Genomic DNA, 25,137 nt, shown 5'->3' with positions numbered 1-25,137 from the left:
AGACGCCCTCCGGGCCCCCGCTCCGAGCCCCCGGCTTCACGAGCTGAGTAGGGCGATTTCCTCGTTCAGGAGACCGGTCAGGTAGTCATGGCGGCCGCCGCTGCGCTCGATGCCCCGGCTCGGACCCTCGGCGATCATCAGGACGTAGAGGTGCAACCGGTAGAGCGACAGCCGGATCCGGGCGCCCGCGTCGAACGGCTCCGGCCGGTAGCCGCGCAGGAAGGGGTGCTCCGGCTCGTCCTCGATCCGCCGGAACAGGGCCGGTGACACCAGATCCAGCAGTGGGTCCCCGTAGAGGTAGCGCTCCCCGTCGACCAGGCCGGCGAGCCCGCCCGACGGGGACACCAGCACGTTGCCGTCCCACAGGTCGAAGTGCAGCAGGGCCGGGCGGGTCACCGCCGCCAGCACGTCGTGGTGCCGCTCGACCACCCCGTCCAGCGGGGGCAGCGGCACGTTCCACGCCGCCGCGTCGGCCCGCAGCGCCGCGACGGCGGCGGCGAAGGCGGTCGGCCAGTCCGATCCGGACGGCCGGTCACCGGTGTAGCCGAAGTGCGAGCCGGAGATCTCGTGCACGGCGGCGACCGCCGCACCCAGCTCGACACGGGCCTGCGGCGCGTCCTCACCGGCGAGCGGGCGGCCCCGCACCAGCGTCGTGATGATCCAGTCGTCGGAGCCGGCCAGCACCGACGGCACCGGCACCGCCGGCGCGCGGTCGCGTACCAGCCGGAAGTACTCCGCCTCGGCCGGGATCAACCCTTTCTCGTACGCGAGCAGTCGAGCCGTCGGCGGCGGGCCCACCTTGACCACGACCTCCCGGCCGTCGGCGAGCGTCGCCCGCCAGACGGCGGCGAAGGTGCCGCCGCTCAGCTCGGCGGCATCGACGACGTCAACCGCGCCGAGCCCGTCGGCCAGCACCGAATCCACGTCGGAGCGCGACAACACGGGTTGGGTCGGACTGCGCATCCGCCAACACTAGGTCCTCGTCTCACTCCAAGTCGATCACCGATCTCGACCCCGGCCAGCACCGGCGCTCTACACGTTCTCGTGATGGCCAGGGCCGGCGACCGGTCCGGTGGACTCACCTACGCCGGGCGAGCCTGGGCGGCACCACCTGCGGACCGCCGCTCCCAAACCCTCGCCCTCGTGCTCCGCGAGGTCGAAACCGCCGCCCGGCGGCGCAACTGAACCATCGGCGATCACGCCGGAGCGCCCACGCACGGAGAGTGAGAGTCAGCGACCCGTGGCCCATGGCGTCTCCCCCGACTTTGCAATGCTTCCCCCCAGGCGACAGGCACACCGGGTAACCGGCAGTCCGAATCGGAAAAACCCGGAAGCGAGGATCGCCGCAGCCCAGCCTCGGTGTAGCCGGGAGGGAAGCATTGCAAAGCAAGGAACAGGCGACAGGCAGGCAGCCCCCGCAACGCTACGGACGGTAAATCGCATGGTGTTCCCTGGCATCGTCACCCACCGTGTCGGCGACGGCCGGCCGGTGCCGCCCCAAGCTGGCAGACGTTCCTGAACTTCGCCGGGACGTTCACCCGGCGCCGTCGCCGGTCACGGATCCGCCGGTACGGTGGCCGCAGTCAGTCCCGGACTCCGCCGCCCACCGCCCGGGCAGTGCGGGAGCACTTTCCAGGCCCAAGACAGCCGAGCGAAGCCCGGCACGACCACCGTTGGGATCAAGCCGCTTTCCGGGTCACGGCGTGAGATTTACGGTGTGGTTGTCGCTCGCGATGTAGACCTCACGGAGCCCCACGATCCGGGCACCGGTCTGGCCGATGTTCTGACACAGATTGAACCCGTTCTGCGGAACGTAGATCGGTCCGTACGGACCGGTCCACACGGCACCGTTCGCGGCCTCGGCATAGAAGTACGCGTAGCGGTTGTTGGTGTTCAGCACATACGCCTCGTTGCCGTAGTCAATTGCCCACCAGCCCCTCGTCGCCCACGGTGAGCCGTAGGCGTTGCAGCCGGTGTCGTAGTACATGATCGCGACCCAGATGCGGGGACCGTAGCTGTTACGGAAATGGAGTTGCATGGGTCAGCCCTCCACTTTCCAGGAGGCCGCGCGGCGACTCAGCGGGGTGTCGAGGATGAGGGCCTCGTTCGGGGTGAGGCGTACGCCGGAGCCGGTCGCGTTCTCCGGGCCGGTCGCCCGACCTGGGCTGACGTGGCTGGTGCTCCCCTTAGCTGGTGCCGACGCTCGGCGTCGTTCCGATCCGGCGGCGGGAGGAGCGCCGAAGCCGCCGGGGGCGTCCGGTGCGTCATGCTTTCCGGCCTCGTCGGTTGACGCGGCCGCACCGTTCGCGGCCATGCCGGCCGCGGCGGTTCCGGCGGCGATCACACCGAGCGCCGCGCCGATACGCAGAAGCAGACGGCGGGGCAACGGCGTGCCGGGCTGGGAGTCGGATGGATTCAGATACGGCGAATCAGGCATGCTTCGGCCCTTCTGGCTGTCCGTCCAAACGGAACGGGCGCTGTGGTGTAAGTGAATACCGACCAGGCCGATTGACGCTCCAACAGTCCTTGATCCGGCAAAGAGCGACAGGGTCCGTGGGCACGTCGCGTTCGCCCTGGCAATCGGCGACAGCGACCAGAACGAGCACCAGTCATTGGCCACCGATCCGGCCCGGCGCTTCCAACTCATCGAAACAGGATCCGAATTACCTGCCTCGGCCATCAGCAGGTGCTTTGCCTCCAGGTTGCTCGGCTCGGTTGTCGGATCTTGGTCGTTCCGGTCGAGCATTTTGCTGCCTGTCGTATCGTGCTGGCCGTTGCGGGCGTGATCTGAGCGCTGGCGTTCTGCGGGGGGAAGGGGCCGGGTTGACGCATGACTCAGGCTCAACGATCGATGGGGCGGAACGGCGGGACTCTTCGGATCGGGGCAGCGCGACGGCTGTGGTCGCATGGTGGGTGGAGGTACACCGGTTGGCGGTAGCCGGCCGGGAGCCGGCGATCGCCCGGGATGTCGGCCGCCGGGTGGCCCTGGCGTGGCTGCGCACGTCCCGGTTCGCCGACGTCGCGGCCCTCGCGACCGCGACCCTGGCCCTCGGCCCCGACGCCGGCGCCCTCTACGACCTGGGCTGGGCGCAGTCGTCCACGGGGCAGCCCCGGCGGGCCCTGGACAGCTACGAGCAGGCCCTGTGGCTGTACCGTGCGGCTGGTCACCGCGGCAACGAGGCCGTTGCCCTGAACAACATCGGCCTCGTGTACGACGGGCTGGGGGACCGGCAGCAGGCGCTGGCTCACTACCGGCAGGCGCTACCCATCCTACGAGAGACCGGCGATCGTGACGGCGAGGCAGCCACCCTCAACAACATCGGCGGCGTGTACGTAGGGCTTGGTGACTGGCAACAGGCGTTGGCCTACTATCAGCAGGCCCTGCCCATCCGGCGGGAGGTTGGTAACCGGGCCAGCCAAGCGGTCATCCTGAGCAACATCGGCGCCGTGTACGAGAGGCTTGGCGACTGGCAGCGAGCGCTGACCTACCATGAGCAGGCGCTGCCCATCCTGCGTGAGGTCGGCGACCGCGCCGGCGAGGCCACCATCCTGAACAACATCGGCCTTGTGTACGACGGTCTGGGTGATCGACAGCAGGCGTTGGCCTGTTACGAGCAGGCTCTGCCGATCAGCCGCGAGGTCGGCGACCCGGTCGGTGAAGCCACCACCCTGCACAACATCGGCGTCTTCCGGTACCAGCATGGTGATCTCGACGGTGCCAGGGACCCCTTCGAAGAAGCGCTCGCAATCTTCCGTGCCATCGGCAACCGCAGTATGGAGGCGACGGTCAGTAGCTCCATGGCCGGTCTGTTGGTCCGGATGCACCGGGAGCGGGAGGCGGTCGAGATTCTGTGCCGCGCCGTTGTCCTCGCCGAGCAGACCAACCATCCGGACCTGGACCAGATGCGGACGCTCCTCATGTTGCTTCGGTTAAGAAGGAGGGAATAGCCGATGGGGACTGCCACGATCGAGGTCTCCGGACCGGACCGCGTGGTGGGCTGCGGAGCTGCGCGGCGCGTGGCCGACACTCCGGGCGCCGCCGGCATCCTCGGCGCCGCCACGACGATCCTGATCTGCGAAGGTACGCAGCTCGGCCTGTCCACCGTCGACCGGGGTCAACTGGAGATCGTCTTCCCGGCGGGACGGAACGCGACAGAGCGGGGCAATCCCAGGTGAGCGACATGCACACGTTCGAGTTGGAGGTCTTCGAGCAGACCTCGCGGTACTGCGAGCTGCGCCTGTCGGCCGCTGGGGCGCCGCCTCGGACCCGAGGGCTGGACAGGGCGGTGATCGACGAGCTGATCGGGGTGGTGGAGCGGGACTACAGCCAGGATGCGGTCCCGCAGCGGAGGTTCGGCTCGCCGCAGTTGCGGGACCTCGGCGCGAGGCTGACCGCCTTTCTGGACGGTGATGAGCGGTGGTTGTCCGGGGTTCTGGGTCGTCCACCCGGCGCCGTGCTCCGGATCACCGCCGCCGAACGGCTCCGGCACCTGCCGTGGGAACTTCTCGCTGCGGACGGCGGGTACCTGACCGTCGCCGGTCCCGCGCCGCTGCTGCCGGTACGTACCGTCGGCACCAACGCCGCACTCCAGGGCCCCGTCACACCGGGGAACCGGCCGCTGCGGGTGCTGTTCATGGCCACCTCCCCGGAGGGTGTCGAGCCGGTGCTCGGCTACGAGGCGGAGGAGGCGGCCATCCTGGCGGCCACCGCGCGCACCGGCACCGAGCTGGTCGTCGAGGAGAGCGGCACCCTGCAGGGGGTTCGTGACCTCGTCCGCGACTACGGCGCGGGATATTTCGATGTCCTGCACCTGAGCGGCCACGCGACGGTCCACAACGGTCAACCTATGTTCCTGATGGAGGACGAACTCGGTGGGCTCGCGTACGCCACCGCCGACCAGATCGCCCAGGCGATGGCCGCGCACTGGCCCCGGCTGGTCTTCGTCTCCGGCTGCCTGACCGGGAGCGCCCCGGACGGCGGCATGTTCCCGTCGATGAGCGAAAGCCTGGTCCGGGCCGGGGCCCCCGCCGTGCTGGGCTGGGCGCTGCCGGTCGGTGACCTCTCCGCGACCGAGTTCGCCGCCGCGCTCTACCGGTCGCTGGCCGACGGGGCGCCCCTGGACCGGGCCGTCGTCGAGGCCCGCCAGCACCTGTACGCCAACAAGCGTGTCAACTGGCACCTGCTGCGGGTCTACGCCGACCGGTCCCCGCTGGCGCCGATGGTCACGCCGCTGAACACCAGGGGACGGGCCCGGATCCAGGCCCGGACCGCCGACCAGGAATTCCTGGACCCACAGACCCAGGTGTCCCGGGTCGCCTCCCGCGCCGAATTCGTTGGTCGACGGCGTGTCATCCAGCGCTGTCTGCGTACCCTCAAAGAACCGCAGGGTGGCGGCGCGGCGCAGGCCCTGGTGCTGCATGGCATGGGTGGGCTCGGCAAGAGCAGCCTGGCCTCCCGGCTGCTGGAGCGGATGCCCACCCACCAGCGTGCGGTCTGGTACGGCCGCGTCGATCTGGCCAAGCTCCGGGAACTCACCACCAAGATCCACCTTCCGATGCAGCAGCAGATCGAGGCCGCCGAGCTACTGGGCAACGACAAGGTTCCCCTGGCCGTCCGGCTGCGCCACCTGCTGCACGTCGACGGTCCGCTCGGACAGACGCCGTGCCTGTTCGTGTTCGACGACTTCGAGGACGGCAACCTCGACGAGCGCGACGGCGGCCACGTGCTCTCCGCGGAGCTGGCCGAGATCCTGCCAGCCCTGCTCGTCGCCATCCGCGACACCGGCAGCCCCAGCCGGGTCGTCATCACCAGCCGCTACCGGTTCCCGGCACCCGCCGGCACCAGCATCGCCGTCGAATCGCTGGAAACCCTCACCCGAATCGAGCAGGACAAGAAGCTCGCGAACCTGCCCAACCTGCGTCCCGGATCGCGCGTCGACGCCGACATCCGCACCCGGGCCGTCCAAGCCGCCGCCGGCAACCCCCGGCTGCTCGACTGGCTCGACCTGATCGTCGCCGACGCCACCCTCGACATCGACGCGCTGATCACCGCGATCGAGAACGAGGCCGACCGGTTCCGCCGGGAGACCATCCTCGCGACGAACCTGCTCGACTCCCAACCCCTCGACCTGCGGAAGATGCTCGCCAGGGTCAACGTCGTGGAGTTGCCCGTACCCGTCGAGACCGTCATGGCCCTGCACGACCACCCGGATGCCGCCGGCCACATTGCCCGTGCCACCCAGCTCGGCCTGCTCGAAGCGGGCACCGACCCGGAAACCGGCCGCCCCCGCTACTACGTCTCCAACGTCCTGCGCCCGCTCATCCGCCCGTTGCTCACCGACGACGAGTACGTCGAGGCGTGCGCCGCCGCCGCCCGATCCCTCTACCAGCTCTGGGTCACCGGCCCAGCCACCGGGAGCGCGTGATGCCCACCATCGCGCGGTTGGTCGAGGTACACCGCCTGGCGGTGGCCGGCCGGGAGGCGCCAATCGCCCGGGATGTCAGCAATCGCGTGTCCAGAATATGGCTGCGGACCTCCCGATTCGCCGATGTCGCGGCCCTGGCAGCCGCGACCCTGACCCTCGGCCCGGAGGCCGGCGCCCACTACGACCTGGGCTGGGCCCGATACGCCACCGGGCAACCCTGGCGGGCCTTGGACAGCTACGAGCAGGCACTTCCTTTGTACCGAGAGACCGGCAATCGCGGCAACGAGGCCGCTACCCTCAACAACATCGGCCTCGTGTACGACGGGTTCGGGGACCGACAGCAAGCCCTCACCTACCACCAGCAAGCCCTACCCATCCTGCGGGAAATCGGAAACCGCACCGGTGAAGCCGTCGCCCTCAACAACATCGGCAGCGTGTACGACGGGCTCGGAGACCGCCAGCAAGCCCTCACCTATCACCGGCAAGCCCTACCCATCATGCGCGAGGTCGGCGACCGCGCCGGCGAAGCCACCACCCTCAACAACATGGGCCTCGTGTACGACGGGTTCGGGGACCGACAGCAAGCCCTCACCTACTACCAGCAAGCCCTACCCATCCTGCGGGAAATCGGAAACCGCACCGGTGAAGCCGTCGCCCTCAACAACATCGGCAGCGTGTACGACGGGCTCGGAGACCGCCAACAGGCCCTCGGTTGGTATCAGCAGGCCCTACCCATCATGCGCGAGATCGGCGACCGCACCGGCGAAGCCACCACCCTCAACAACATCGGCCACGCGTACAACAGCCTCGATGTGCCACAGCAGGCCCTGACCTACTACCAACAGGCTCTACCCATCCAGCGGGAAGTCGGCGACCGGGCTGGCGAGGCTGTCACGCGATTCAACATCGCGATGGTTCATCGGGCGGCGGGCAAGCTCGACGAGGCGATCGGTGAACTCGAGCTCGTCGTCGACCTCGACCGCCAGGTCGAGCACCCGGACCTGGCATCCGACACCGCCATGCTGGAACAGGTACGCCAGGAACGGGCGCAGAGTCGCGGCGGAGCCTGACCACCTCGCACACTCGGAAAGCCATGCCGCGATCGGAGGGCTACGGAGCTTCCCGGATGGCCGGGATGAGGATGCGGTCGACGATCTCGGTGATCGCGTTCTGATCGGGTGGCTGGCCGTACATGATGACCTCGTTGCGGACGAGGTCGGCCGGGAGCCGGGTCAACCTGGTGGGCAGCCGGACGGCGGGGATCTCACCCCGCGCTGTGGCGCGTTGGGTGATGGCCGTGACGTGCCGGTCCTGGGCTGCGGCGGCCAGCCGATCGCGGAATACGCGCATCGCCTGCGGGTCGCGGGCGACTTCGGCCGCTATGCCGGCGAGCACCTCGCCGTGGACGGCGTCGGCCCGGCGGACGAGTCGTTCCATCAGAGCCAGCAGGTCGGTACGCAGGCTGCCCGTGTCTGGCGGGTCGGTTTCGAGCGGAGCGGAGTGCTCCACGGCGGCGAACGCGAGCTGTGCCCGGGTGGGCCAGCGACGGTGGATGACCGGTCGGCTGGTTCCAGCTCTGGCCGCCACGGCTTCCATGGTCAGCTTCCCGTAGCCGACCTGGGTGAGCAGGTCCCATGTCGCGTCGAGGATCGCGTGCTCCAGGAGGATCCCGCGTCGTCGGGTCATCTTCACCTCTTAGATGCATTGCGCATCTTATTGCGAGCGAGCATATTAGATGCGGTCTGCATCTTATCCGATGTCGCGAGGGAGTCCGAAACGATGATCACTCGGCGGTGCGACACCATCGAGGTGGACGGTGCGCGTCTCTACCACGAGGTACGCGGTTCTGGACCTGCCCTCCTGCTGATCCCGGGCAGCAACGGCGACGCCGGGTTTTACGCCGCGTTGGCCGACCACCTCGCCGAGCGATACACGGTCATCAGCTACGACCGGCGCGGGTTCTCCCGCAGCCCGATCCAGCAGCGGCGACCGACGGAGTGGGTCGACACCCACAGTCAGGACGCACGACGACTGCTCGACGCCATGGGGACAGGACCGGCGTACGTGTTCGGCAGCAGCGCGGGAGCCGTCATCGGGCTCGATCTGATCAGCCGTTACCCGCAACAGGTCACCGGGCTCATCGCCCACGAACCACCACTGGCCGAGTTGCTGCCGGACGCGGCACGATGGCGCACGTTCTTCCAGGAGGTCAGCACCGCCCACCATACCGAGGGGGCCGGTCCGGCCATGCGGATGTTCATGACCGGCACCGGGTTGGACGCGACCGAACAGCCAACCCGGGCCGACCCCGAACTGATCGGCCGGATGACGGGGAACATCCACACCATCCTGACCGAGGAGGTGCCGAACGCGCCCAGCTATCGCCCTGACCTCGTCGCGCTCGACGCGCAGCACGCACGCATCACCCCCGCGGTGGGCCGGGTAGCACCGGACCGGTTCCCCTGCCGCCCAGCCACGGTGCTGGCCGCGCGCTGGAACCGAACGCCAGCCGAGTTTCCCGGTGACCACACCGGCTACTGGTCCCACCCGACCGAGTTCGCCGACGCGCTGCTCGACGTCCTGGCCCGGTGAGCGCGCACGCTCCGAAACGGACCCCCGCATCGCCGATCGCGGACAGCGCCAGAGCGGCCAGCCTCTGCGCCCGACGGGGAGGAACACCCACCAGCGTGGTCAGCCGAGTTGTTCGGCCAGTCCGACGATGATCCCCTCTGGGCCCCGGACGTAGCAGAGCCGGTAGAAGTCCTCGTACCGCGCCACCTCGCCGACGAGTTCGGCGCCGTGGGCGCGCAGGCGGGTGACGACGTCGTCGATGTCGTCGACGGCGAACATGATGCGACGGATGCCCAGCGTGTTCACCGGGGCGTCCCTCGGCTCGGCACCGATCGCCTTCGGCGTGTGGAACTTCGCCAGCTCGATCCGGCCGTGGCCGTCCGGGGTCCGCAGCATCGCGACGTCCTGCCGGACGCCGTCGATGCCGATGACCTGTTCCACCCAGCGTCCCTCGATCGGCCCCTTGCCCTCCAGTTCCAGGCCGAGTTCGACGAAGAACGAGATGACGGTGTCGAGGTCCTCGACAACGATGAGGACGTTGTCCATCCGCTGGATTGTCATGCCGGGGCTCCCTGGGTCGCGCGGCCACGACGGCCGTAGCACTTCCGGGACGGAACCGCCATGCCGTTCTCGACAGCCATTGCACCATCTTCGTCGGGATTCCTCGGACGCGGATCTGAGAACCCTCCGAAGTTCGCCCGCTAGCATCGACGTTCGTGAGCTACGACTGTCTGATTTTCGGCGCCGGGCCGACCCGTGGCGCCTGAACCGTACCCGGCGGAGGTGCTCGAGCTGCTCGCCGCGGCCGGCGACCGGCCGGTCATCGAACACAACTCCCGGGTGGTCACCGGGGCCGAGATGCTCGGCCTGGTCCGGCGGCTCGCGGCCGGCCTGCGGGACGCCGGGATCGGCCCCGGTGACGGGCTCGCCATGATGCTCGGGGTCACCCCGGAGGCGTTCGCCGCGATCATCGCCGGCTACGTGGTGGGGGCCCGGGTCTGCGGGATCCGGCCCGGGATGCCCGACGAGCAACTGCGGCACCTCCTGCGGCGGGACGCCACCGCCGTGCTGACCGACGCCGCCGACGGTCCGGCGTACACGCCACGGCTGCTGACCGTCGACGGGCTGCTGTCCACACCGGACCCGGGAGTCGGGCCGACGCTGGCCGGCCGGCCGGCCGACATCGCCCGGCTGGTCTACACCAGCGGCAGCACCGGCCGGCCCAAGGCGTGCGCGCAGACGTACGCGGGAATGGCCGCGGAGTGGACGGCCCGGCCGGCGGCCTGGCCGCCGGTGATCCGCGAGCTGGCGTCCCGGCTGGGTCGCCACCTCGTGTTCGGGTCGCTCAGCAGCCAGGTGATGATCGAGTACGGGGTTCTCGCGCTGGCGGCGGGCGGCACCATGGTGGTGGCCGACCAGCCGGACCTGCCGGGCGCGATCGTCCGGCACCGGGCCTCCTCCACGGTCATCACGGTGCCCCGGCTGCGCCGGCTCATCGCGACCCAGCGCACCGATCCGGTCGACCTGAGCACGTTGCGGGCGGTCATGGTGTCTGGATCGCCGCTGACGGCCGACCTGCACCGCGAGGCGCTCGACGTGCTCGGCCCGGTGTTGTTCCACGGCTACGGTCAGACCGAGTCCGCGATGATCTCGATGGCCACCCCCACCGACCCGCCCGGCTCGGTCGGCATCCCGCCCGACGTCGTCGAGGTCGTGGTCCGGGGCCCGGACGGTACGCCGATGCCGGCCGGCATCGATGGCGAACTGTTCGTTCACACCCCCGGCCAGGCGATCGGCTACTGGGCCGATCCGGCCGAGTCCGCCGAGGTGTTCGTCGACGGGTGGGTCCGGACCCGGGATCTGGGGCGGCTGGAACCGGATGGGCAGCTCTATCTTTCCGGTCGGATCCGGGATGTCGTCATCGTCAACGCCAACCTGCACTACGCCGGGCCCATCGAACGGGTCCTGGCCAGCCATCCCGATGTCGCCGAGGCGTACGTGGTGGCTGTCCCCGACGAGGAGACGGGCGAGGCGGTGGACGCCTATGTCGTACCGGTGGCGGGCCGGGTTCCCGACCACGGCGCGTTGCGCGCGCTGGTCGCCGAGCGGCTGGGCGCGGCCTGTGTCCCGGCGCGGATCACGGAGATCGCCGAGCCGCCGGTGGCGCCGAGTGGCAAGCCGGACAAGCGGCTGCTGGCCGGAGCGCGGCGGCGCCCCGATCGCGTGGAGGACAGCGTCCCGGCACGACCAGCCGATTGACCAGGGCCGATTTCTGCTTGTATCGTTCAGGAAATCCAGCGACGTTCGTCGATAATGCCCTCGCCCCCCTGGTGTTAGCGCTAACACCGACCCGCACCGGCCTCGGCGCCTCCCCAGCCCTGCCTCGGTTCGGCCCTACGGGCTTCATCGGCCAGATTTTCCGGAGGCACCGTGTCATTCCCCCCGTTGAGCCGTCGACGCCTGCTCCAGGTAGCCGGCGCCACCGCCGTCACGTCCGCGGCGGCCGGCGTGGTCGGCGCGTCGGTCGCCGACGCCGCGATCACCCAATCCTCCCCGTTCGGTCTCGACCAGGTGCGGTTGACCACGAGCCGGTGGATGGACAACCAGAACCGGACGATCAACTACCTGCGGTTCGTCGACGTCAACCGGATGTTGTACGTCTTCCGGGCCAACCACCGGCTGTCGACCAGCGGCGCCGCCGCCAACGGTGGCTGGGACGCCCCGACGTTCCCGTTCCGCAGTCACATGCAGGGACACCTGCTCACCGCCTGGGCACAGACGTACGCCACGCTCGGCGACACCACCTGCCGGGACAAGGCGACGAACATGGTGGCCGAGCTGGCCAAGTGCCAGAACAACAACGGGGCCGCCGGATTCGCCGCCGGCTACCTGTGCGGCTTCCCCGAGTCCGACTTCAACGCCCTGGAAAACGGCACGCTGTCCAACGGGAACGTGCCGTGGTACGTCATGCACAAGATCATGGCCGGGCTGCTCGACGTCTGGCGCCTCATGGGCAGCACCCAGGCCCGTGACGTCCTGCTGCGGCTCGCGGGTTGGGTCGACAGCCGGACCGGCCGGCTGAGTTCCAGCCAGATGCAGAACGTCCTGCGGACCGAGTTCGGCGGCATGAACGACGTGCTGACCGACCTCGCCCTCCAGTCCGGGGACAACAGGTGGCTGACGGTGGCGCAACGGTTCGACCACGCCGCGGTGTTCAACCCGCTCGCCGCGAACCAGGACCAGCTCAACGGGCTGCACGCCAACACCCAGGTGCCCAAGTGGGTCGGCGCGGCCCGGGAGTACAAGGCCACCGGCACCACCCGGTACCGGGACATCGCCACCAACGCCTGGAACATCACCGTCGGCGCGCACAGCTACGTGATCGGCGGCAACAGCCAGGCCGAGCACTTCCGCCCGCCCAACGCCATCGCCGGCTACCTGTCCAAGGACAGCTGCGAGCACTGCAACAGCTACAACATGCTCAAGCTCACCCGGGAACTCATCCAGCTCTACCCCGAGCGGGTCGACCTGGTCGACTACTACGAACGCACCCTGTTCAACCACGTCATCGGCGCGCAGAACCCGTCCGACAGCCACGGGCACATCACGTATTTCACCCCGCTCAACCCCGGCGGTCGACGCGGCGTCGGCCCGGCCTGGGGTGGCGGCACCTGGAGCACCGACTACAACTCCTTCTGGTGCTGCCAGGGCACCGGCGTCGAGATCAACACGAAGCTGGCCGACTCGATCTACTTCCACAGCGACACCACGCTGATCGTGAACCTGTTCCTGCCCTCGGTGCTCAACTGGACCCAACGCGGCATCACGGTCACCCAGACCACCAGCTACCCCGCCAGCGACACCACCACCCTCACCGTCACCGGCACCGTCAGCGACACCTGGACCATGCGCATCCGCATTCCGAGGTGGACCAGCGGGGCCGTGATCAGTGTCAACGGCGTCGCCCAGGACATCGCCGCCTACCCGGGTGGCTACGCCGCGCTCACCCGGTCCTGGACCAGCGGAGACACCGTCACCGTCCGGCTGCCGATGCGGGTCAGCATGTGGGCCGCCAACGACAACACCAACGTCTCGGCGGCGGTGTACGGGCCGGTGGTGCTGGCCGGCAACTACGGCAACAGCTCGCTCAGCTCGCTACCGAGCCTGAACGTCGGATCCATCACCCGCACCAGCAGCACCTCGCTGACCTTCTCCGCCACCGCCAACGGGTCCACGGTCAACCTGGTGCCGTTCTACGACGCGCAGAACATCAACTACACCGTCTACTGGAACGCGCCCGGCCAGGTGGGCGGCCCGACGCCACCGCCGACCCCCACCGCCTCGGCGACCCCGTCCGCGACCGCCTCGGCGACCGCTTCGGCGTCCCCCTCGGCGAGCGTCTCCCCCACCACCTCGCCCACCCCGACCAGTTCGCCCACGTCGCCCGGTCAGGCGAGCGCGGTCTACAAGGTGACCAACTCCTGGTCCGGTGGCTTCCAGGCGGAGGTCACGGTGACCGCTGGAGCGACGCCGATCAGTGGCTGGACCGTCTCCTGGTCGTTCCCCAACGGGCAGACCATCTCCCAGATCTGGAGCGGCACGTACACCCAGAACGGGGCCAACGTGAGCGTCTCGAACGTCTCCTACAACGGCTCGCTCGCGGCCGGCGCCTCCACCACCTTCGGCTTCCTCGCCTCGGTGACCGGCACGAACAACCCGCCGACCGACATCACCTGCACCACCACCTGATCCGGCGGTCCAGCCGGACCCGGGCGGCCGAGGGCCCCAGCACCCGGCCGGCCGCGCCGACTCAGAATCCGATGGCTTCCCGCAACAGCAGCACGGTGCCGCGTCCCGGGTGGGGTTCCGCGTTGAGCACGAGCAGCCGGTTGACCGCGCTCGGATAGCCGTAGGCCGCCATGGCACGCACGCTCTCCAACGGGAGCGCGTGTTCTTCGAGGCGGTGCAGCGCGGCGCTCAGGTCGGGTACCACCTTCTGCGCACCGACGATCCAGATCGCCCGGGCGGCGCCGCCGGAATAGGCGGGTAGCTGGCTCCCGCTGCCCGAGGCGACCACGAGGGAGCCGGTTTCGGTGACCGCCGCGACGCTGCCGATTACCACGTCCGGGCTGGCGATCAGCCGTCGGATGTCGTCACCCTGGGTGGCCCGGTCCATCGCCAGGACGCGGGGCTTCACGGCCTGGTACCGCCCGCCGGTGTTGATGTCCTCGTCGATGCCGGACAGCCGCAGGGTCTCACTGGCCGCGGTGAACACGCTGGCGCCCTCCGGTATCAGGTCCCGGACGCGGGTACGCGCGGCGGCGACGTCGTCGAGGATCTCGACCGCGAAACCGTGCGCCGCCAGCGCCTTGGCGACCCGTTCCAGGCGCTCGGCGGACGCGGGGGCGGCGAACCCCGCCGGCGCGGCGGGCCTCTCCTCCGCTGCCGTGGACTCCCTCCCCTCGGTCGTGGATCCCTCGGCAGCGGTGGACCCCTCCCCCACGCCCGGCGCCGAGCCGCCCAACGGGGTGGTGTCGAGGTACCTGACCTCGTAGACCCGCTCGGCGAACCGCCAGCCGTCCGCGGTGCGCTGGTAGCGGTCGTGGTAGATGGCGTAGTTGATCCCCTCGTGGCCGTCGCGGGTGCTCATCAGCTCCTGGATGTAGGCGCGGCCGGTGGCGGTGTCGCCGTCGAGCTGGATCGCGCCGGGGTGCGTGTTCTGGACGAAAAAGTTCCACTGGCTCTGCAACCGCTCGCCCCCGGCGCGGATCTCCGCCCGGCCCACCAGCTCGACGGGGACGTTGGGCATCCGCAGCACCCCGTCCGGGGTGAACAGCTCCGCCAGCCGGGTCCGGTCACGCATCATCGCCGCGTCGGTGAACTCGCCACGCAGCGCCTCGATCTCGACCCGGTCGGCGATGCTCTGAAAGTCACTCATTGGTTTCCTCCCTCAGCAGTCTGACGAGGCGACCCCGGAGGATGTGAGGCGATCTTCGAAACTCACAGTTCGGTGCGGTGTCTCGTCGTACTGACAGGCCAGATCCGACCGGAGGAGCAGCCGACGAGATGAACATCCGATCCGAGCCAGCGGACGACCGGGCCGATCCGGGCCCGAACGCGATCATGAACGAGCGGCGCCGGCTGACCAATGTCGCCTACCGGCTCCTCGGCTCGCTGACCGAGGCCGAGGACGTCGTCCAGGAGGCGTACGCCCGCTGGTACGCGATGCCCCGGGACCGGCGGGCGGCCATCGAGTCGCCGGGGGCGTGGTTGACGACGGTCGCCAGCCGGATCTGCCTCGACCTGCTCGGCTCGGCGCGGGCCAGACGCGAGCGCTACGTGGGCGAGTGGGTCCCCGAGCCGCTACCCGACCGCGCCGAATGGGGCGGCGACAGATCGGTCGGCGACTCGGTGGACCCGGCCGACCGGGTCACCCTCGACGAGTCGGTGAGCATGGCGTTCCTGGTCGTGCTCGAGTCGATGACCTCGGCCGAGCGCGTCGCGTTCGTCCTGCACGACGTCTTCCGCTACCCCTTCGCCGAGGTGGCCGAGATCGTCGGCCGTACCCCCGCGGCCTGTCGCCAGCTGGCCTCCTCGGCGCGGCGCCGGCTGCGCGCGGCGCCGGTTCCGACGATGCCCACCGCCGGGCAGGCCGGCATCGTCCGCGACTTCAAACGGGCGTGGGAGGCCAAGGACATCGGTACGCTCATCGGCCTCCTCGACCCTGACGCCACGGTGGTCGCCGACGGCGGCGGGCTCGCCGCGGCCGTGCCGCACCCGGTCTCGGGGGGCGAGCCGATCGCGCGGCGGTTCGTCGACCTGCTCGACCAGGCACCCGACCTGACGATCCTGGAACGCACGGTCAACGGGCAGCCCGGCCTGGTGATCCAGCAGGACGGCGTCACGTCCACGGTGCTGGCGTTCCAGGTCGCGGGCGACCGGATCACCCGGGTCTGGGCGGTACGCAATCCGGAGAAGCTCCGCCCCTGGACCACGGACTGACCGGCGTGACCCGGCGGTCCGCTACCTGATCGCCCGGTCACTCGGCTACGCCGAAGCGTGGCCGCCCGACTGCTCGGACGGCCACGCTTCGGTACCCTGCGACACACCCCCTAAAGCATCCTAGGAGGATGGGTCGTAGAGCGGGGCCGGTCCTGATCGAAAGGCCCATGGATCGATCAGGACCGGCCGGTCGATCAGGTGCGTCGACTCCACTGCTGGTTGCTACCACCGCTGCAGGACCACAGGATCAGCTTCGTCCCGTTGGCCGTACCCGCACCGTTCGCGTCCAGGCACAGGCCGGACTGCTGACCGGTGATCGTGCCGTTGGAGTTGAAATTCCACTGCTGGTTGGTGCCACCGTTGCAGTCCCAGATGATCACCTTGGTGCCGTTGCTGGTGCCCTGACCGTTCGCGTCCAGGCACTTGTTCCCGTACACCTGCAACTGCTTGCCCGAGGTGTACGTCCAGGACTGGCCGGACGCACCGTTGCAGTCCCACAACTGCACCTGGGTGCCGTTCGTGGTCGACGAGTTCGGCACCTCGACACACCGGCCGGACTGGCCACCCACGATCCGCTGCGCACCCGACGGCGGCGGCGTGGTCGGACCACCCGTCGGACCACCCGTCGGCCCACCCGTGGGACTGCCGGTCGGGTCACCGGTCGGCGGGGTGGTGCCGTCGAACTGGGTGAACCACTTCCACACCACGGCCTGGGTCCAGGACCGCTCGCCCGGCGCGTACGGGTCGGCGCTGCCGTCCACGGCGTTCGGGGCGTGCGGCCCGTCGAACGCGCCCCATGCCACCGGGTAGCCCGCCCGGCAGCCCGAGTAGTAGGTGACGATGTGCGTCAGGCTGCCCTGCGCCGGCTCGGGCGGGTTCTGCGGCGTACAGCCGTTGTTCCGGACGAACTGGTCACGCAGCGACCGACCCGCGGAGATCGGCACGGTCCCATCCCGCAGCCCGTGGATCCCGAGGTACGCGATGGGCTGGGTGCCGCCGTTGCAGCCGCTGAGGTTCATGCCGGAATAGACCACCACCGCACGGAAGACGGTCGCCCGCGCGCACGCGATGGCGTACGTCATGCCGCCGCCGTAGCTGAAGCCCATCGAGTAGAGCTGCGTGGTGTCGATGCACAGCCCGGCCTCGAAGGTCGCGATCATGTTGTCGACGAAGGTCAGGTCCTGGCCGTTCGGGTTCGCCCAGCCGTTCCCGTTGCCCTGCGGCGCGACGAAGATCGCCTGGTTGTTGGACAGCGCCCGAACCCCGTAGTAGGACCACAGGTAACCGCTGGTGCCGCCCGAGTCGACGTCGTTGGCGGTGCCGCCGTTCCAGTGGAAACCGAAGATCAGCTTGTACGGGTGGTTGCGGTCGTAGTTGTCGGGGATCCGGATGATGTAGGAGCGGTTCTGGCCGCCACTGGAAATCGTGTGGCTGCCGCTGGTCAGCGACGGTGCCTTGCCGCAGCCGGCGGTGGCCGCGAGCGGGCTGACCGAGCCCGCGGACTGGTCGGGCCCGGCGGCGAGCGTGGCGCCGCCCATCGCGAGGACGAGTGCCGCCGCCCCGGCGACGATGCCGACGATAAGCCGATGTCTCGGCATGTACGTGACTCCTTTCTGGTCAGGCAGGCCGGGCCCGCGCCGGGGTGGGCGCGGCGTCCAGCCTGCCGGGTCGAAACGGGTGCGGCGTCAGCCGCGGTTCCACTTCTGGTTGTTGCCGCCGTTGCAGGTCCACAGCTGGACCTTGCTGCCGTTCCCGGTCGCCTGCGCATTGACGTCCAGGCACAGCCGCGACTGGACGCCGACGATCGTCCCGTCGTTGGACAGCATCCACATCTGGTTGGCACCGCCGGTGCAGTCCCAGATCTCGACGGCGGTGCCCGCGCTGGTGCCCTGGTTGCGGGCCTGCAGGCACTTGTTGCCGTACACCCGCAGCTCGGCGGCGGTGGTCGGGGTGAACGTCTGGTTGGCGCCACCGTTGCAGTCCCAGATCTGGGTGGTCGCGCCGTTGGTCATCGAGCTGCCGGCGATCTCCAGACAACGGTTGGACTGCACGCCGCTCAGTCGCTGGTACGTCGGCAGGCTGGTCGCGCCGGTGGCGGTGTCGATGCCCCAGGAGGGGAACCAGTTCAGCGCGGCGGTGCGGGTGTTGCTGTTCAGCGTGATGGGCAACCAGACCGGCAACGACGAGTTGAGGTCGCCGGAGTTCCAGCGGTCGCCGAGGTACATGTAGCTGGTTCCCGCGCTGCCCGTGACCGGGAGCAGGAACGAGGACTGCGAGTCGTACGTCCGGGTGCCCGCCGGGGCCACGTTCGTGAAGCTGCTCCACGGGCCGCTGAGCGAGGTGGCGGTGGCGTACACGTTGTCGTTGGTTCCCCAGCCGGTCAGGTGCGAGCCCAGCAGGAAGTACCGGCCGTTGACCTTGGCCATCGCCGGCGCCTCGATCTCCGGGAAGCTGGCCACCGCGCTCTGCGCGGTCGTGTAGTCGGCCGAGAGCCGGTCGATGCGCAACGAACCGGCCGGGTCGTCGTGCATCAGGTACGCCGTGCCGTCGTCGTCCTTGAACAGCCCGAGATCCCGGCTCTGGTGGCCGAGCGGTCCGGTGGCGCCGAGGTACGTGTACGGGCCGCAGGGCGTGCTGCTGGTCGCCACCCCGGCCCGCCGGTCCTGGTACGAGGTGTTGTCGATGTGCAGCCACATGACGTACTTGCCGGTGGTGCTGTTGTAGATCACCTTGGGCCGCTCGACGATACGGTTGGGGCCGAGGTCGCCGCTGGACTGCCGGGTCAGCGCGTTGGTCTGCCGGGTCCAGTGCACCAGGTCCGTCGAGGAGTAGCAGGCGACCGCGGTGAAGGTGGAGCCGGCGCTCTTGTCCTCGCCCACCATGTAGTACGTCGAGCCCACGGTGAAGATGCCGACGCCGTGTGCCTGCAGGCGGTTGCCCGCGGTGTCCGTCCACATGGTACCGGGAGTGAGCGTGGCCGGCGCCGCCCCGGCCGGGGTCGCGCCGACCAGCACCGCGAGCGCGGCGGTCAGCGCGGCGGCGATTCTCGGCAGCGATTGAAGGATTCTGGCGCGCATTACGCCTCCGGTCGAGATCGGGGTTCCGGTTCCCGGGCACCGATCAGAAGGGTATCGACGCCCGTCGTTCGAATCGATTCGAGCTACTGTAGGTCGATCAAAACGCCGCGTCAAGTCAGCTCCGCCGATGTGTGGGCCGGCCGGACCGGTCAGCAGGTCCCGGCCATCGCCGCCAGCCGGGCGGCCAGCCGGGCGGCGGCCCCGCGCAACTCCGCCGGTTCCAGCACCTCGGTGGCGAAGCCCAACCCGGCCACGCGCAGGGCGATCCAGTCCAGGCTCTCCCCGCCGACGACGAGCACGCACCACCCGTCACCGTCGTCCTCGACGCTCCCCACCTGAGGTGGCACCAGCTCCCGCACCTGATCGGGCCGAGCGCGCAGCCGGACCCGGGCGAGATACCGGTACGGCGCCTCGGCCACCGACCGACGCACGTAGGCGACCGGGTCCGGATGCTCCCGTACCCGGAAGCGCCAGGTCGTCGCCGCCACGTCGCGCATCCGGTCCAACCGGAAGGTGCGCCAGTCATCGTGATCGGGGTCGCGGGCCATCAGATACCAGCGGCGGCCGGTGGTGACCATCCGCACCGGCTCGACCGTGCGCTCGCGCGCCGCACCGTCGCGGCCGGCGTACCGGAACCGCACCCGGACAGCGTCGCGGCAGGCCCGAGCGAGCGTCACCAGCAGCTCCGGGTCGATCTCGGTCACGGGGCCCACCAGGGTCTCGGTGGCGGCGTGCACCGCCCGCACCTCGGCACCCAGCCGGGACGGCAGCACCTGGTCGAGCTTCGCGAGCGCCCGCAACGCCGCCTCACCCGCCCCGGAGACCGTGCCCCCCGCCGCCAGCCGCAGCGACACCGCCGTCGCGATCGCCTCCTCGTCGTCGAGGAGCAGCGGCGGCAGCCGGGTACCCGCGCCGAGCCGGTACCCACCGCCGACCCCGGACGTCGCGCGGACGGGATAACCGAGCGTCCGCAACCGCTCCACGTCGCGGCGTACGCAGCGGTCGGTGACCCCCAGCGCGCCGGCGAGTTCGGCGGCGGTCCAGGACGGCCGCCGCTGGAGCAGGGTGAGCAACCGCAGAACCCGCTCGGTCGTCGCCGCCACGGTCACCCGCCCATCCTCGCACAGATCACGGACCGATCCTGTCCGCGATATCCGGCACGCTGCGCCCATGACCGAGCAGACCACCAACCAGACACCCACCAGTGGACCCGAGCGGAGCCGAGCCGGACTGGCCCGCGACATCCAGATCACCTTCGACTGCGCCGACCCGGCCGGGCTGGCCGCGTTCTGGGCCGAGACGCTCGGCTACCGGCTGGCCGACCCGCCGACCGGCTTCGAGTCGTGGGAGCAGGCGCTGACGGCGCTGGGCGTACCCCCCGAGGACCACAACAAGGCCTCGGCGCTGATCGATCCGGACGGCGACGGTCCACGGCTGTTCTTCCAGCGGGTACCGGAGCACAAGCGGGCCAAGAACCGCGTACACCTGGATGTTCGGGCCGCACCCGGGCTGCTGGGTGAGGCGCGGATGGCGGCCCTGGAGGCGGAGGCCGCGCGGCTCGTCGGCCGGGGCGCCACCCGGCTCGGACGGTACGAGCCCGCTCCACCGCTCGGGGCCGGCCACATCGTGCTGGCCGACCCGGAGGGCAACGAGTTCTGCCTCGACTGAGGGTCGTTTCCGGTCGACACCGGCACCGCCCCGACCGGCTGGTCCGGTGTCCGGCGTACCGGTATCGCCGGAGCGGGCGGCGATCAGCCGGCCCGGGCTGCCCGGGCGGCGTTCCCGGCGGGCCCGCCCTCGGCCGCCCGCCAGGCGGGCACCAGCGCGGTTTCGACTCCGGACCGCAGGTCGAGCGGAACGTCTCGGCCGGATCGACGAACGCTGACCCGTAGCGGCTGCCCGGGGTCCTGGAGCACCACGCTGTTGTAGGTGGGCATAGCGCCGAGGACGTCACCCTCGCGTAGTCCCGCTCGGGCCGCGGGCCCACCGGGCCGCAGACCGGTCACGACGCGGGTGACGAAGGTGGCCGGGTGGAAACCCGGCTCGACCACCGGCGCCTCGACGAGGCGACCCTCGACGTCCTCGCCCCAGATCGGTCCGACCGGGTGGTCCATCGAGCCGCGCAACACGCCGTCGAGCAGCCGGTCGGCCTCGCCCCCCACCTCGGCCTCGACCATCGCCCGCCACTGCGAGACCCCGGTCGGCTCTCCGGACCCGCGCCGGAGCCGTAGGTGTCGCACGAGGTCGTCGAGGCCGCGTCCGGCGCGGCTCCGAAGCAGCTGGTCGAGGGCGGCGAAATAGAAGAACCCCCGGTAGTAGGGCTCCTGCTGGGCACGGAAGTCGTTCCAGTACGCCGGTGCCAGGTCGGCCAGCGGCCAACTGCGATAGGGGCTCGCGTAGGCCAGTCGGGCCTGCAGGTTCACCCGGTTCAGGAAGGACTCCCTGGCGATCAGGCCAGCCCGGAACGGCAGGACAACGCCGTAGTAGTCGGCGAGTCCCTCGTTGTGCCAGACCGTCTCGTCGTACGGCCCGTCGAGGTGGACCCACTCATGCACCAGCTCGTGGTCGATGAAGGACTCCAGACGGTCCACCGAGTCGACCGTGTCTTCGTGCCATCCCGTCACGAAGGAGTGCGTCAACGCCGACCCGCTCATCCCCCGGAACGGGTTGCGCCGCAGGAAGATCCGGAATGGTGCGGGATCCTCTCCGAAGGTGCCGGCCAGCGCCTGGTGTACCCGCGCGGCGTGGTCGGCGAAAGCCTCGCCGTCGAAGTGGGGACGGGTCAGATAGTGCACAGTGAGCGGCGAACGCGCGTGCCGTACGGTCGTCACCGGCCCGGCCATGAAATGGGAGTGGCGCAGGGCGTCCAGTGGCACCCTGCCGAGGTCGAGATCGCCAACACCGTGGGAACAGACTCCGATCTGCTCGTCCAGACCGGGGACGACCCACACCAGGCTGACGTTCCACGGGTCCTCGCCGGGTGGCAGAGCCAGGAACGCCTTCCCCTGACCCGTCACGCCCCCCGCCTCGAACCGCAGGTCGACCGGCGGGTGACCGTCGGAAGTCGTGGCGTCCACGACCCGCGCCCTGGCCGGATAGGCGACCCGGACCCGACCGCGCGTCGCACGAGCGACACACCACCGGGTCACCTGACCGGACTCGTCCGAGGGACCCTGCTGGATGCGCGACGGAACCCGCCCGTCGCGATCCTCCAGTTCAAGGTCCCGAGGACCGAGCTGGATGGTGGGGCCCCGGCGATCCGCGCCGGAAGCTGGGCCACCGTCGACCCGGCCGGAAAATCGACACCGTCGAGCCAGTACGTGACCTGGAGGCCGTGATCGCCGCGTTCGAGCACCAGCCTGAGCGATCGCATGGCCCGATACTGCCGCACCGCGACGATCGATCCGGGAACGACCCGGTGGAGCCGGCGGGGTTCGCCGGCTCCACCGGAAGTCAGCCGTGGCGCCCGCCCAGCGCCGCCGGGCCCGAGCGGGCCACCGGGGAGGATCCGGCACCGCCCGTCCTCGCACGCCGGGCCGCCGTCGCGACGGGCGGTCCCACCAGCAGGGCGAGGTAGGTCAGGGTGATCCAGGGCTGGTTCTCGACGTAGTACGCGTGGGGCGGCAGGCCCCACCGGGTGTCGCCGAGCAGCCACACGTACACGACGGCGTCGATCACCACCGCGGCGATCATCCAGGCCAGGCCGACGACCAGCGCGGGTCCCCAACCGGACCGCTCACCGGCCGCTGGCCGTAGCAGCGCGGCGGCGCCGACGAAGATCAGGAGGGCGACCAGCGGATGCCACGGGACGGTGGCCTGGTACGCCGGGTCGTACAGCCAGCTGACGCCCAGCTCGGCCGCGGTCTGCATGCCGCCGACCGATCCGATGATCAGGGTCAGTGCCGAGTTGGCGACGTTCGTGGCGAGGTAGGCGAGCACGAAGAGGACGGTGCCGGAGCGCAGCACGCTTCTCCTGCGGTCCGGCGCCGTTGGTTCGGAGCGGTATCTGTTCATGCCATGCACAATATTGTGCAGACTATGAACAGTTCAAGCCCTATACAGTAGGTGGGTGAGTGATCCGGCAGACATCGCCGCGGACGCCGACGGCGTGACCGCCCGCGCCTGGAACCCGACGCCACCCCGGCGCAGACCGGGACCCAAGGCCTCGCTGTCCCTGGGCGACATCCTCGACACCGGTATCGCCCTGGGTGACGCGGAAGGCGTCGCGGCCATCTCCCTCGGTCGCACAGCGGCGACCCTCGGCGTCACCACCAACGCCCTCTACCGGTACCTGGACTCGCGCGACGAGCTGCTGGTGCTGCTGCACGATCGGGCGCTCGGCGGGCCCACGGTGCGACTGCCCGAGGACTGGCCCACGGCCGTGCGCGCCTGGGCGGTCGCGTTACGCGCCCGCTACGACCGGCACCCCTGGTTGGCTGACGTGCCGGTCCGGGTGCCGTTCACGCCAAACGCGCTGTCCTGGCTCGATGTCCTGCTGCGCGCCCTCGAACCCAGCGGTCTCGACGACTCCCGCCGACTGCGCGCCGCGGCACTGCTGGACACCTACGTGCGAAGCAGCGCCGCCACCACCGCCGATCTGCGGGCCACCCAACCGATCGAGCCGCCCAGGAACCTCACCGCCCTGCTCGCGGCGCGCGGCCTGTCCGCCGTGGCCGGCCTGCTCAGCAGCGGCGCGTACGTCCCCACCCCGGGCGCCACCGGGCAGGCGGACTTCGATTTCGGCCTCGACTGCGTCGTCACCGGGCTGCGGCACCTCGCCGACTCCATCCGGAGGGAATGACCGGGCTCGGACACCGCTGTGCCCCGCCCCGCCGGAGGAAGCACCCGCCGGACGGACCACAACCCCGGACGGACCACAAGCCCGGACGGACCACAAGCCGGACGGAGCGCCGCCGGACGGGCCACAACGCCGGACCGAGCACGGCCGGGCGGGGCACGGCCGGGCGAATGTCACCGACTGCCGGGGCGTCTCGTCCTGCACCCGGAAGGATGTTCCAGAGCGCAGGGAGACGATGATCATGCGGGTTTTCGTGGCGGGCGGCACCGGGGTCGTGGGACAGCGGCTGCTGCCGCGACTCGTCGCCCGGGGCCACCAGGTGACGGGTACGACGACGAGCGCGGCCCGACTGGGCCTGCTGGAGCGGCTGGGCGCGGAGGGCGTCGTGATGGACGGGTTGGACGCGGCCTCGGTCAGCGCGGCGGTGGCCGCCGCGCGGCCGGACGTTGTCGTTCACCAGATGACCGCACTGGCCGGCAAACCCGACATGAGGCACTTCGAGCGTTATCTGGCGCAGACGAACCGGTTACGAACCGCCGGCACGGACCACCTGCTGGCCGCGGCCGGGGCAGCGGGGGTATCCCACGTGGTCGCGCAGAGCATCGCCAGCTGGAACGGCCCCCGCGACGGAGGCTGGACCGGGCCGGAGGAGCATCCGCTGGAGCTACGCGCCGGAGGGGCGGAGCGGGTGGTGACCGAGCCGATCCGGCACGTCGAGGAGGCGGTCCTGCGCGCCGGTGGCGCGGTCCTGCGGTACGGCTGGTTCTACGGGCCGGGCGCCAGCGACGGCCAGGTCGAGCTTGTCCGTAAGCGGCAGTTCCCGCTGGTCGGGGGCGGTGCTGGTTACTGGTCGTGGATCCACGTGGACGACGCGGCGAGCGCCACCGTCCTGGCGGTCGAGCAGAAGGCGCGGGGCGTGTTCAACGTCGTCGACGACGAACCGGCTCCGGTCAGCGAGTGGTTGCCGCACCTGGCCCGGTGCGCGGGCGCGAAGCCGCCGATCCGGGTGCCCGGGTGGCTGGCCCGGCTGCTGACCGGGGAGGTGCCGGTACGGATGATGACCGAGGGACGGGGATCGTCCAACGCCAAGGCCAAGCGGGAGCTCGGTTGGCAGCCCCGGCATCCCTCCTGGCGGCAGGGCTTCCGGGATGAGCTGACGTGACCATCGACCCGGGTCGGCGCGGAACCAACGTGGAGGACCACGCCCGCCTCCGAGGACACCGTGGGGAGGGAGGGGTGCCTTCTCCTGGGTCCTTTGGGGGAG

General features: G+C 70.3%; 23 protein-coding genes. 12 read left to right on the top strand and 11 right to left on the bottom strand.

Annotated features, from left to right (window positions below; translation table 11 throughout):
• Positions 1 to 36: 36 nt before the first annotated feature.
• Positions 37 to 963 carry a phosphotransferase family protein gene (locus ACXN5W_RS16725; RefSeq protein WP_473159226.1) on the bottom strand — a complete coding sequence of 309 codons (927 nt, stop codon included), beginning with the start codon at positions 961 to 963 and terminating at the stop codon, positions 37 to 39.
• 84 nt (positions 964 to 1,047) lie between these two features.
• Here ACXN5W_RS16725 and ACXN5W_RS16720 point away from each other — a divergent pair, with 84 nt between their 5' ends.
• Positions 1,048 to 1,185, top strand: coding sequence for a hypothetical protein (locus ACXN5W_RS16720; protein ID WP_473159225.1), 138 nt, complete (start codon positions 1,048 to 1,050; stop codon positions 1,183 to 1,185).
• 511 nt (positions 1,186 to 1,696) lie between these two features.
• Here ACXN5W_RS16720 and ACXN5W_RS16715 read toward each other — a convergent pair.
• Together ACXN5W_RS16715 and ACXN5W_RS16710 are read right to left on the bottom strand one after the other, a co-directional pair.
• Positions 1,697 to 2,038: a DUF1036 domain-containing protein gene (locus ACXN5W_RS16715; protein ID WP_473159224.1), complete on the bottom strand. Its 342-nt coding sequence runs from the start codon at positions 2,036 to 2,038 to the stop codon at positions 1,697 to 1,699.
• A 3-nt stretch (positions 2,039 to 2,041) separates the two neighbouring features.
• Complete coding sequence (locus ACXN5W_RS16710) at positions 2,042 to 2,845, bottom strand: hypothetical protein (RefSeq protein ID WP_473159223.1); 804 nt, start codon at positions 2,843 to 2,845, stop codon at positions 2,042 to 2,044.
• An 83-nt stretch (positions 2,846 to 2,928) separates the two neighbouring features.
• On the opposite strand from ACXN5W_RS16710, the gene ACXN5W_RS16705 reads away from it, so the two are divergent.
• From ACXN5W_RS16705 to ACXN5W_RS16690, 4 genes are read left to right on the top strand one after another with little or no spacing between them, the layout of a single operon-like run.
• Positions 2,929 to 3,948, top strand: a complete 1,020-nt coding sequence (locus ACXN5W_RS16705) for a tetratricopeptide repeat protein (protein WP_473159222.1) — start codon at positions 2,929 to 2,931, stop codon at positions 3,946 to 3,948.
• 3 nt (positions 3,949 to 3,951) lie between these two features.
• Positions 3,952 to 4,176: a hypothetical protein gene (locus ACXN5W_RS16700; protein ID WP_473159221.1), complete on the top strand. Its 225-nt coding sequence runs from the start codon at positions 3,952 to 3,954 to the stop codon at positions 4,174 to 4,176.
• A 5-nt stretch (positions 4,177 to 4,181) separates the two neighbouring features.
• Positions 4,182 to 6,425 carry a CHAT domain-containing protein gene (locus ACXN5W_RS16695; protein WP_473159220.1) on the top strand — a complete coding sequence of 748 codons (2,244 nt, stop codon included), beginning with the start codon at positions 4,182 to 4,184 and terminating at the stop codon, positions 6,423 to 6,425.
• The gene (locus tag ACXN5W_RS16690; protein WP_473159219.1) at positions 6,425 to 7,495 is read left to right on the top strand and encodes a tetratricopeptide repeat protein; all 1,071 of its coding nucleotides are present in this window, start codon (positions 6,425 to 6,427) and stop codon (positions 7,493 to 7,495) included. The genes ACXN5W_RS16695 and ACXN5W_RS16690 overlap by 1 nt, the downstream gene beginning before the upstream one ends.
• 40 nt (positions 7,496 to 7,535) lie before the next feature.
• Here the strand turns inward: ACXN5W_RS16690 and ACXN5W_RS16685 are convergent, their stop codons facing one another.
• Entirely contained in the window at positions 7,536 to 8,111 is a 576-nt protein-coding gene (locus ACXN5W_RS16685) for a TetR/AcrR family transcriptional regulator (protein WP_473159218.1), read from the bottom strand.
• Between the two features lie 93 nt (positions 8,112 to 8,204).
• Here ACXN5W_RS16685 and ACXN5W_RS16680 point away from each other — a divergent pair, with 93 nt between their 5' ends.
• Positions 8,205 to 9,017: an alpha/beta fold hydrolase gene (locus ACXN5W_RS16680; protein ID WP_473159217.1), complete on the top strand. Its 813-nt coding sequence runs from the start codon at positions 8,205 to 8,207 to the stop codon at positions 9,015 to 9,017.
• Between the two features lie 99 nt (positions 9,018 to 9,116).
• Here ACXN5W_RS16680 and ACXN5W_RS16675 read toward each other — a convergent pair whose 3' ends face one another.
• A complete protein-coding gene (locus tag ACXN5W_RS16675; protein ID WP_473159216.1) occupies positions 9,117 to 9,557 on the bottom strand; it encodes a VOC family protein in 441 nt (146 codons plus the stop codon).
• A gap of 222 nt (positions 9,558 to 9,779) precedes the next feature.
• Here ACXN5W_RS16675 and ACXN5W_RS16670 point away from each other — a divergent pair, with 222 nt between their 5' ends.
• Both ACXN5W_RS16670 and ACXN5W_RS16665 read left to right on the top strand, forming a co-directional pair.
• Positions 9,780 to 11,255: a class I adenylate-forming enzyme family protein gene (locus ACXN5W_RS16670; RefSeq protein ID WP_473159215.1), complete on the top strand. Its 1,476-nt coding sequence runs from the start codon at positions 9,780 to 9,782 to the stop codon at positions 11,253 to 11,255.
• A 186-nt stretch (positions 11,256 to 11,441) separates the two neighbouring features.
• Positions 11,442 to 13,745 carry a beta-L-arabinofuranosidase domain-containing protein gene (locus ACXN5W_RS16665; protein WP_473159214.1) on the top strand — a complete coding sequence of 768 codons (2,304 nt, stop codon included), beginning with the start codon at positions 11,442 to 11,444 and terminating at the stop codon, positions 13,743 to 13,745.
• 61 nt (positions 13,746 to 13,806) lie between these two features.
• Here the strand turns inward: ACXN5W_RS16665 and ACXN5W_RS16660 are convergent, their stop codons facing one another.
• Positions 13,807 to 14,934 carry an LUD domain-containing protein gene (locus ACXN5W_RS16660; protein WP_473159213.1) on the bottom strand — a complete coding sequence of 376 codons (1,128 nt, stop codon included), beginning with the start codon at positions 14,932 to 14,934 and terminating at the stop codon, positions 13,807 to 13,809.
• A gap of 128 nt (positions 14,935 to 15,062) precedes the next feature.
• On the opposite strand from ACXN5W_RS16660, the gene sigJ reads away from it, so the two are divergent.
• Complete coding sequence (gene sigJ, locus ACXN5W_RS16655; protein ID WP_473159212.1) at positions 15,063 to 15,998, top strand: RNA polymerase sigma factor SigJ; 936 nt, start codon at positions 15,063 to 15,065, stop codon at positions 15,996 to 15,998.
• 194 nt (positions 15,999 to 16,192) lie between these two features.
• Here sigJ and ACXN5W_RS16650 read toward each other — a convergent pair whose 3' ends face one another.
• The 3 genes from ACXN5W_RS16650 to ACXN5W_RS16640 all read right to left on the bottom strand — a co-directional run bounded on the left by ACXN5W_RS16650 (position 16,193) and on the right by ACXN5W_RS16640 (position 20,184).
• A complete protein-coding gene (locus tag ACXN5W_RS16650) occupies positions 16,193 to 17,596 on the bottom strand; it encodes a ricin-type beta-trefoil lectin domain protein (RefSeq protein ID WP_473159211.1) in 1,404 nt (467 codons plus the stop codon).
• Positions 17,597 to 17,683: 87 nt separating this feature from the next.
• On the bottom strand, positions 17,684 to 19,075 hold the full coding sequence (locus ACXN5W_RS16645) for a ricin-type beta-trefoil lectin domain protein (protein ID WP_473159210.1): 1,392 nt from the start codon (positions 19,073 to 19,075) through the stop codon (positions 17,684 to 17,686).
• Positions 19,076 to 19,224: 149 nt separating this feature from the next.
• The gene (locus ACXN5W_RS16640) at positions 19,225 to 20,184 is read right to left on the bottom strand and encodes a helix-turn-helix transcriptional regulator (RefSeq protein ID WP_473159209.1); all 960 of its coding nucleotides are present in this window, start codon (positions 20,182 to 20,184) and stop codon (positions 19,225 to 19,227) included.
• Between the two features lie 61 nt (positions 20,185 to 20,245).
• Between ACXN5W_RS16640 and ACXN5W_RS16635 the strand changes: the two genes are divergently transcribed.
• Positions 20,246 to 20,743, top strand: coding sequence for a VOC family protein (locus ACXN5W_RS16635; protein ID WP_473159208.1), 498 nt, complete (start codon positions 20,246 to 20,248; stop codon positions 20,741 to 20,743).
• Positions 20,744 to 20,826: 83 nt separating this feature from the next.
• Here ACXN5W_RS16635 and ACXN5W_RS16630 read toward each other — a convergent pair whose 3' ends face one another.
• Complete coding sequence (locus ACXN5W_RS16630) at positions 20,827 to 22,152, bottom strand: M61 family metallopeptidase (protein WP_473159207.1); 1,326 nt, start codon at positions 22,150 to 22,152, stop codon at positions 20,827 to 20,829.
• A 376-nt stretch (positions 22,153 to 22,528) separates the two neighbouring features.
• Complete coding sequence (locus ACXN5W_RS16625) at positions 22,529 to 23,089, bottom strand: hypothetical protein (protein WP_473159206.1); 561 nt, start codon at positions 23,087 to 23,089, stop codon at positions 22,529 to 22,531.
• 55 nt (positions 23,090 to 23,144) lie between these two features.
• Between ACXN5W_RS16625 and ACXN5W_RS16620 the strand changes: the two genes are divergently transcribed.
• Positions 23,145 to 23,876, top strand: a complete 732-nt coding sequence (locus tag ACXN5W_RS16620; protein ID WP_473159205.1) for a TetR/AcrR family transcriptional regulator C-terminal domain-containing protein — start codon at positions 23,145 to 23,147, stop codon at positions 23,874 to 23,876.
• Positions 23,877 to 24,108: 232 nt separating this feature from the next.
• The gene (locus ACXN5W_RS16615) at positions 24,109 to 25,035 is read left to right on the top strand and encodes an NAD-dependent epimerase/dehydratase family protein (protein WP_473159204.1); all 927 of its coding nucleotides are present in this window, start codon (positions 24,109 to 24,111) and stop codon (positions 25,033 to 25,035) included.
• Positions 25,036 to 25,137: the final 102 nt, after the last annotated feature.

The organism is Plantactinospora sp. A48, from assembly GCF_055793945.1.
Note: the sequence above shows the minus strand (reverse complement) of the source record. Positions and strands in the feature narration are given on the sequence as shown.

Excerpts from the sequence above, each read along its gene's own strand:
- ACXN5W_RS16700 (WP_473159221.1), top strand. The coding sequence starts at position 3,952 with ATGGGGACTGCCACGATCGAGGTCTCCGGACCGGACCGCGTGGTGGGC.
- ACXN5W_RS16635 (WP_473159208.1), top strand. The coding sequence starts at position 20,246 with ATGACCGAGCAGACCACCAACCAGACACCCACCAGTGGACCCGAGCGG.
- ACXN5W_RS16645 (WP_473159210.1), bottom strand. The coding sequence starts at position 19,075 with ATGCGCGCCAGAATCCTTCAATCGCTGCCGAGAATCGCCGCCGCGCTG.
- ACXN5W_RS16720 (WP_473159225.1), top strand. The coding sequence starts at position 1,048 with ATGGCCAGGGCCGGCGACCGGTCCGGTGGACTCACCTACGCCGGGCGA.
- ACXN5W_RS16695 (WP_473159220.1), top strand. The coding sequence starts at position 4,182 with ATGCACACGTTCGAGTTGGAGGTCTTCGAGCAGACCTCGCGGTACTGC.
- ACXN5W_RS16660 (WP_473159213.1), bottom strand. The coding sequence starts at position 14,934 with ATGAGTGACTTTCAGAGCATCGCCGACCGGGTCGAGATCGAGGCGCTG.
- sigJ (WP_473159212.1), top strand. The coding sequence starts at position 15,063 with ATGAACATCCGATCCGAGCCAGCGGACGACCGGGCCGATCCGGGCCCG.
- ACXN5W_RS16680 (WP_473159217.1), top strand. The coding sequence starts at position 8,205 with ATGATCACTCGGCGGTGCGACACCATCGAGGTGGACGGTGCGCGTCTC.
- ACXN5W_RS16690 (WP_473159219.1), top strand. The coding sequence starts at position 6,425 with ATGCCCACCATCGCGCGGTTGGTCGAGGTACACCGCCTGGCGGTGGCC.
- ACXN5W_RS16715 (WP_473159224.1), bottom strand. The coding sequence starts at position 2,038 with ATGCAACTCCATTTCCGTAACAGCTACGGTCCCCGCATCTGGGTCGCG.
- ACXN5W_RS16650 (WP_473159211.1), bottom strand. The coding sequence starts at position 17,596 with ATGCCGAGACATCGGCTTATCGTCGGCATCGTCGCCGGGGCGGCGGCA.
- ACXN5W_RS16615 (WP_473159204.1), top strand. The coding sequence starts at position 24,109 with ATGATCATGCGGGTTTTCGTGGCGGGCGGCACCGGGGTCGTGGGACAG.
- ACXN5W_RS16625 (WP_473159206.1), bottom strand. The coding sequence starts at position 23,089 with ATGAACAGATACCGCTCCGAACCAACGGCGCCGGACCGCAGGAGAAGC.
- ACXN5W_RS16725 (WP_473159226.1), bottom strand. The coding sequence starts at position 963 with ATGCGCAGTCCGACCCAACCCGTGTTGTCGCGCTCCGACGTGGATTCG.
- ACXN5W_RS16685 (WP_473159218.1), bottom strand. The coding sequence starts at position 8,111 with ATGACCCGACGACGCGGGATCCTCCTGGAGCACGCGATCCTCGACGCG.
- ACXN5W_RS16675 (WP_473159216.1), bottom strand. The coding sequence starts at position 9,557 with ATGACAATCCAGCGGATGGACAACGTCCTCATCGTTGTCGAGGACCTC.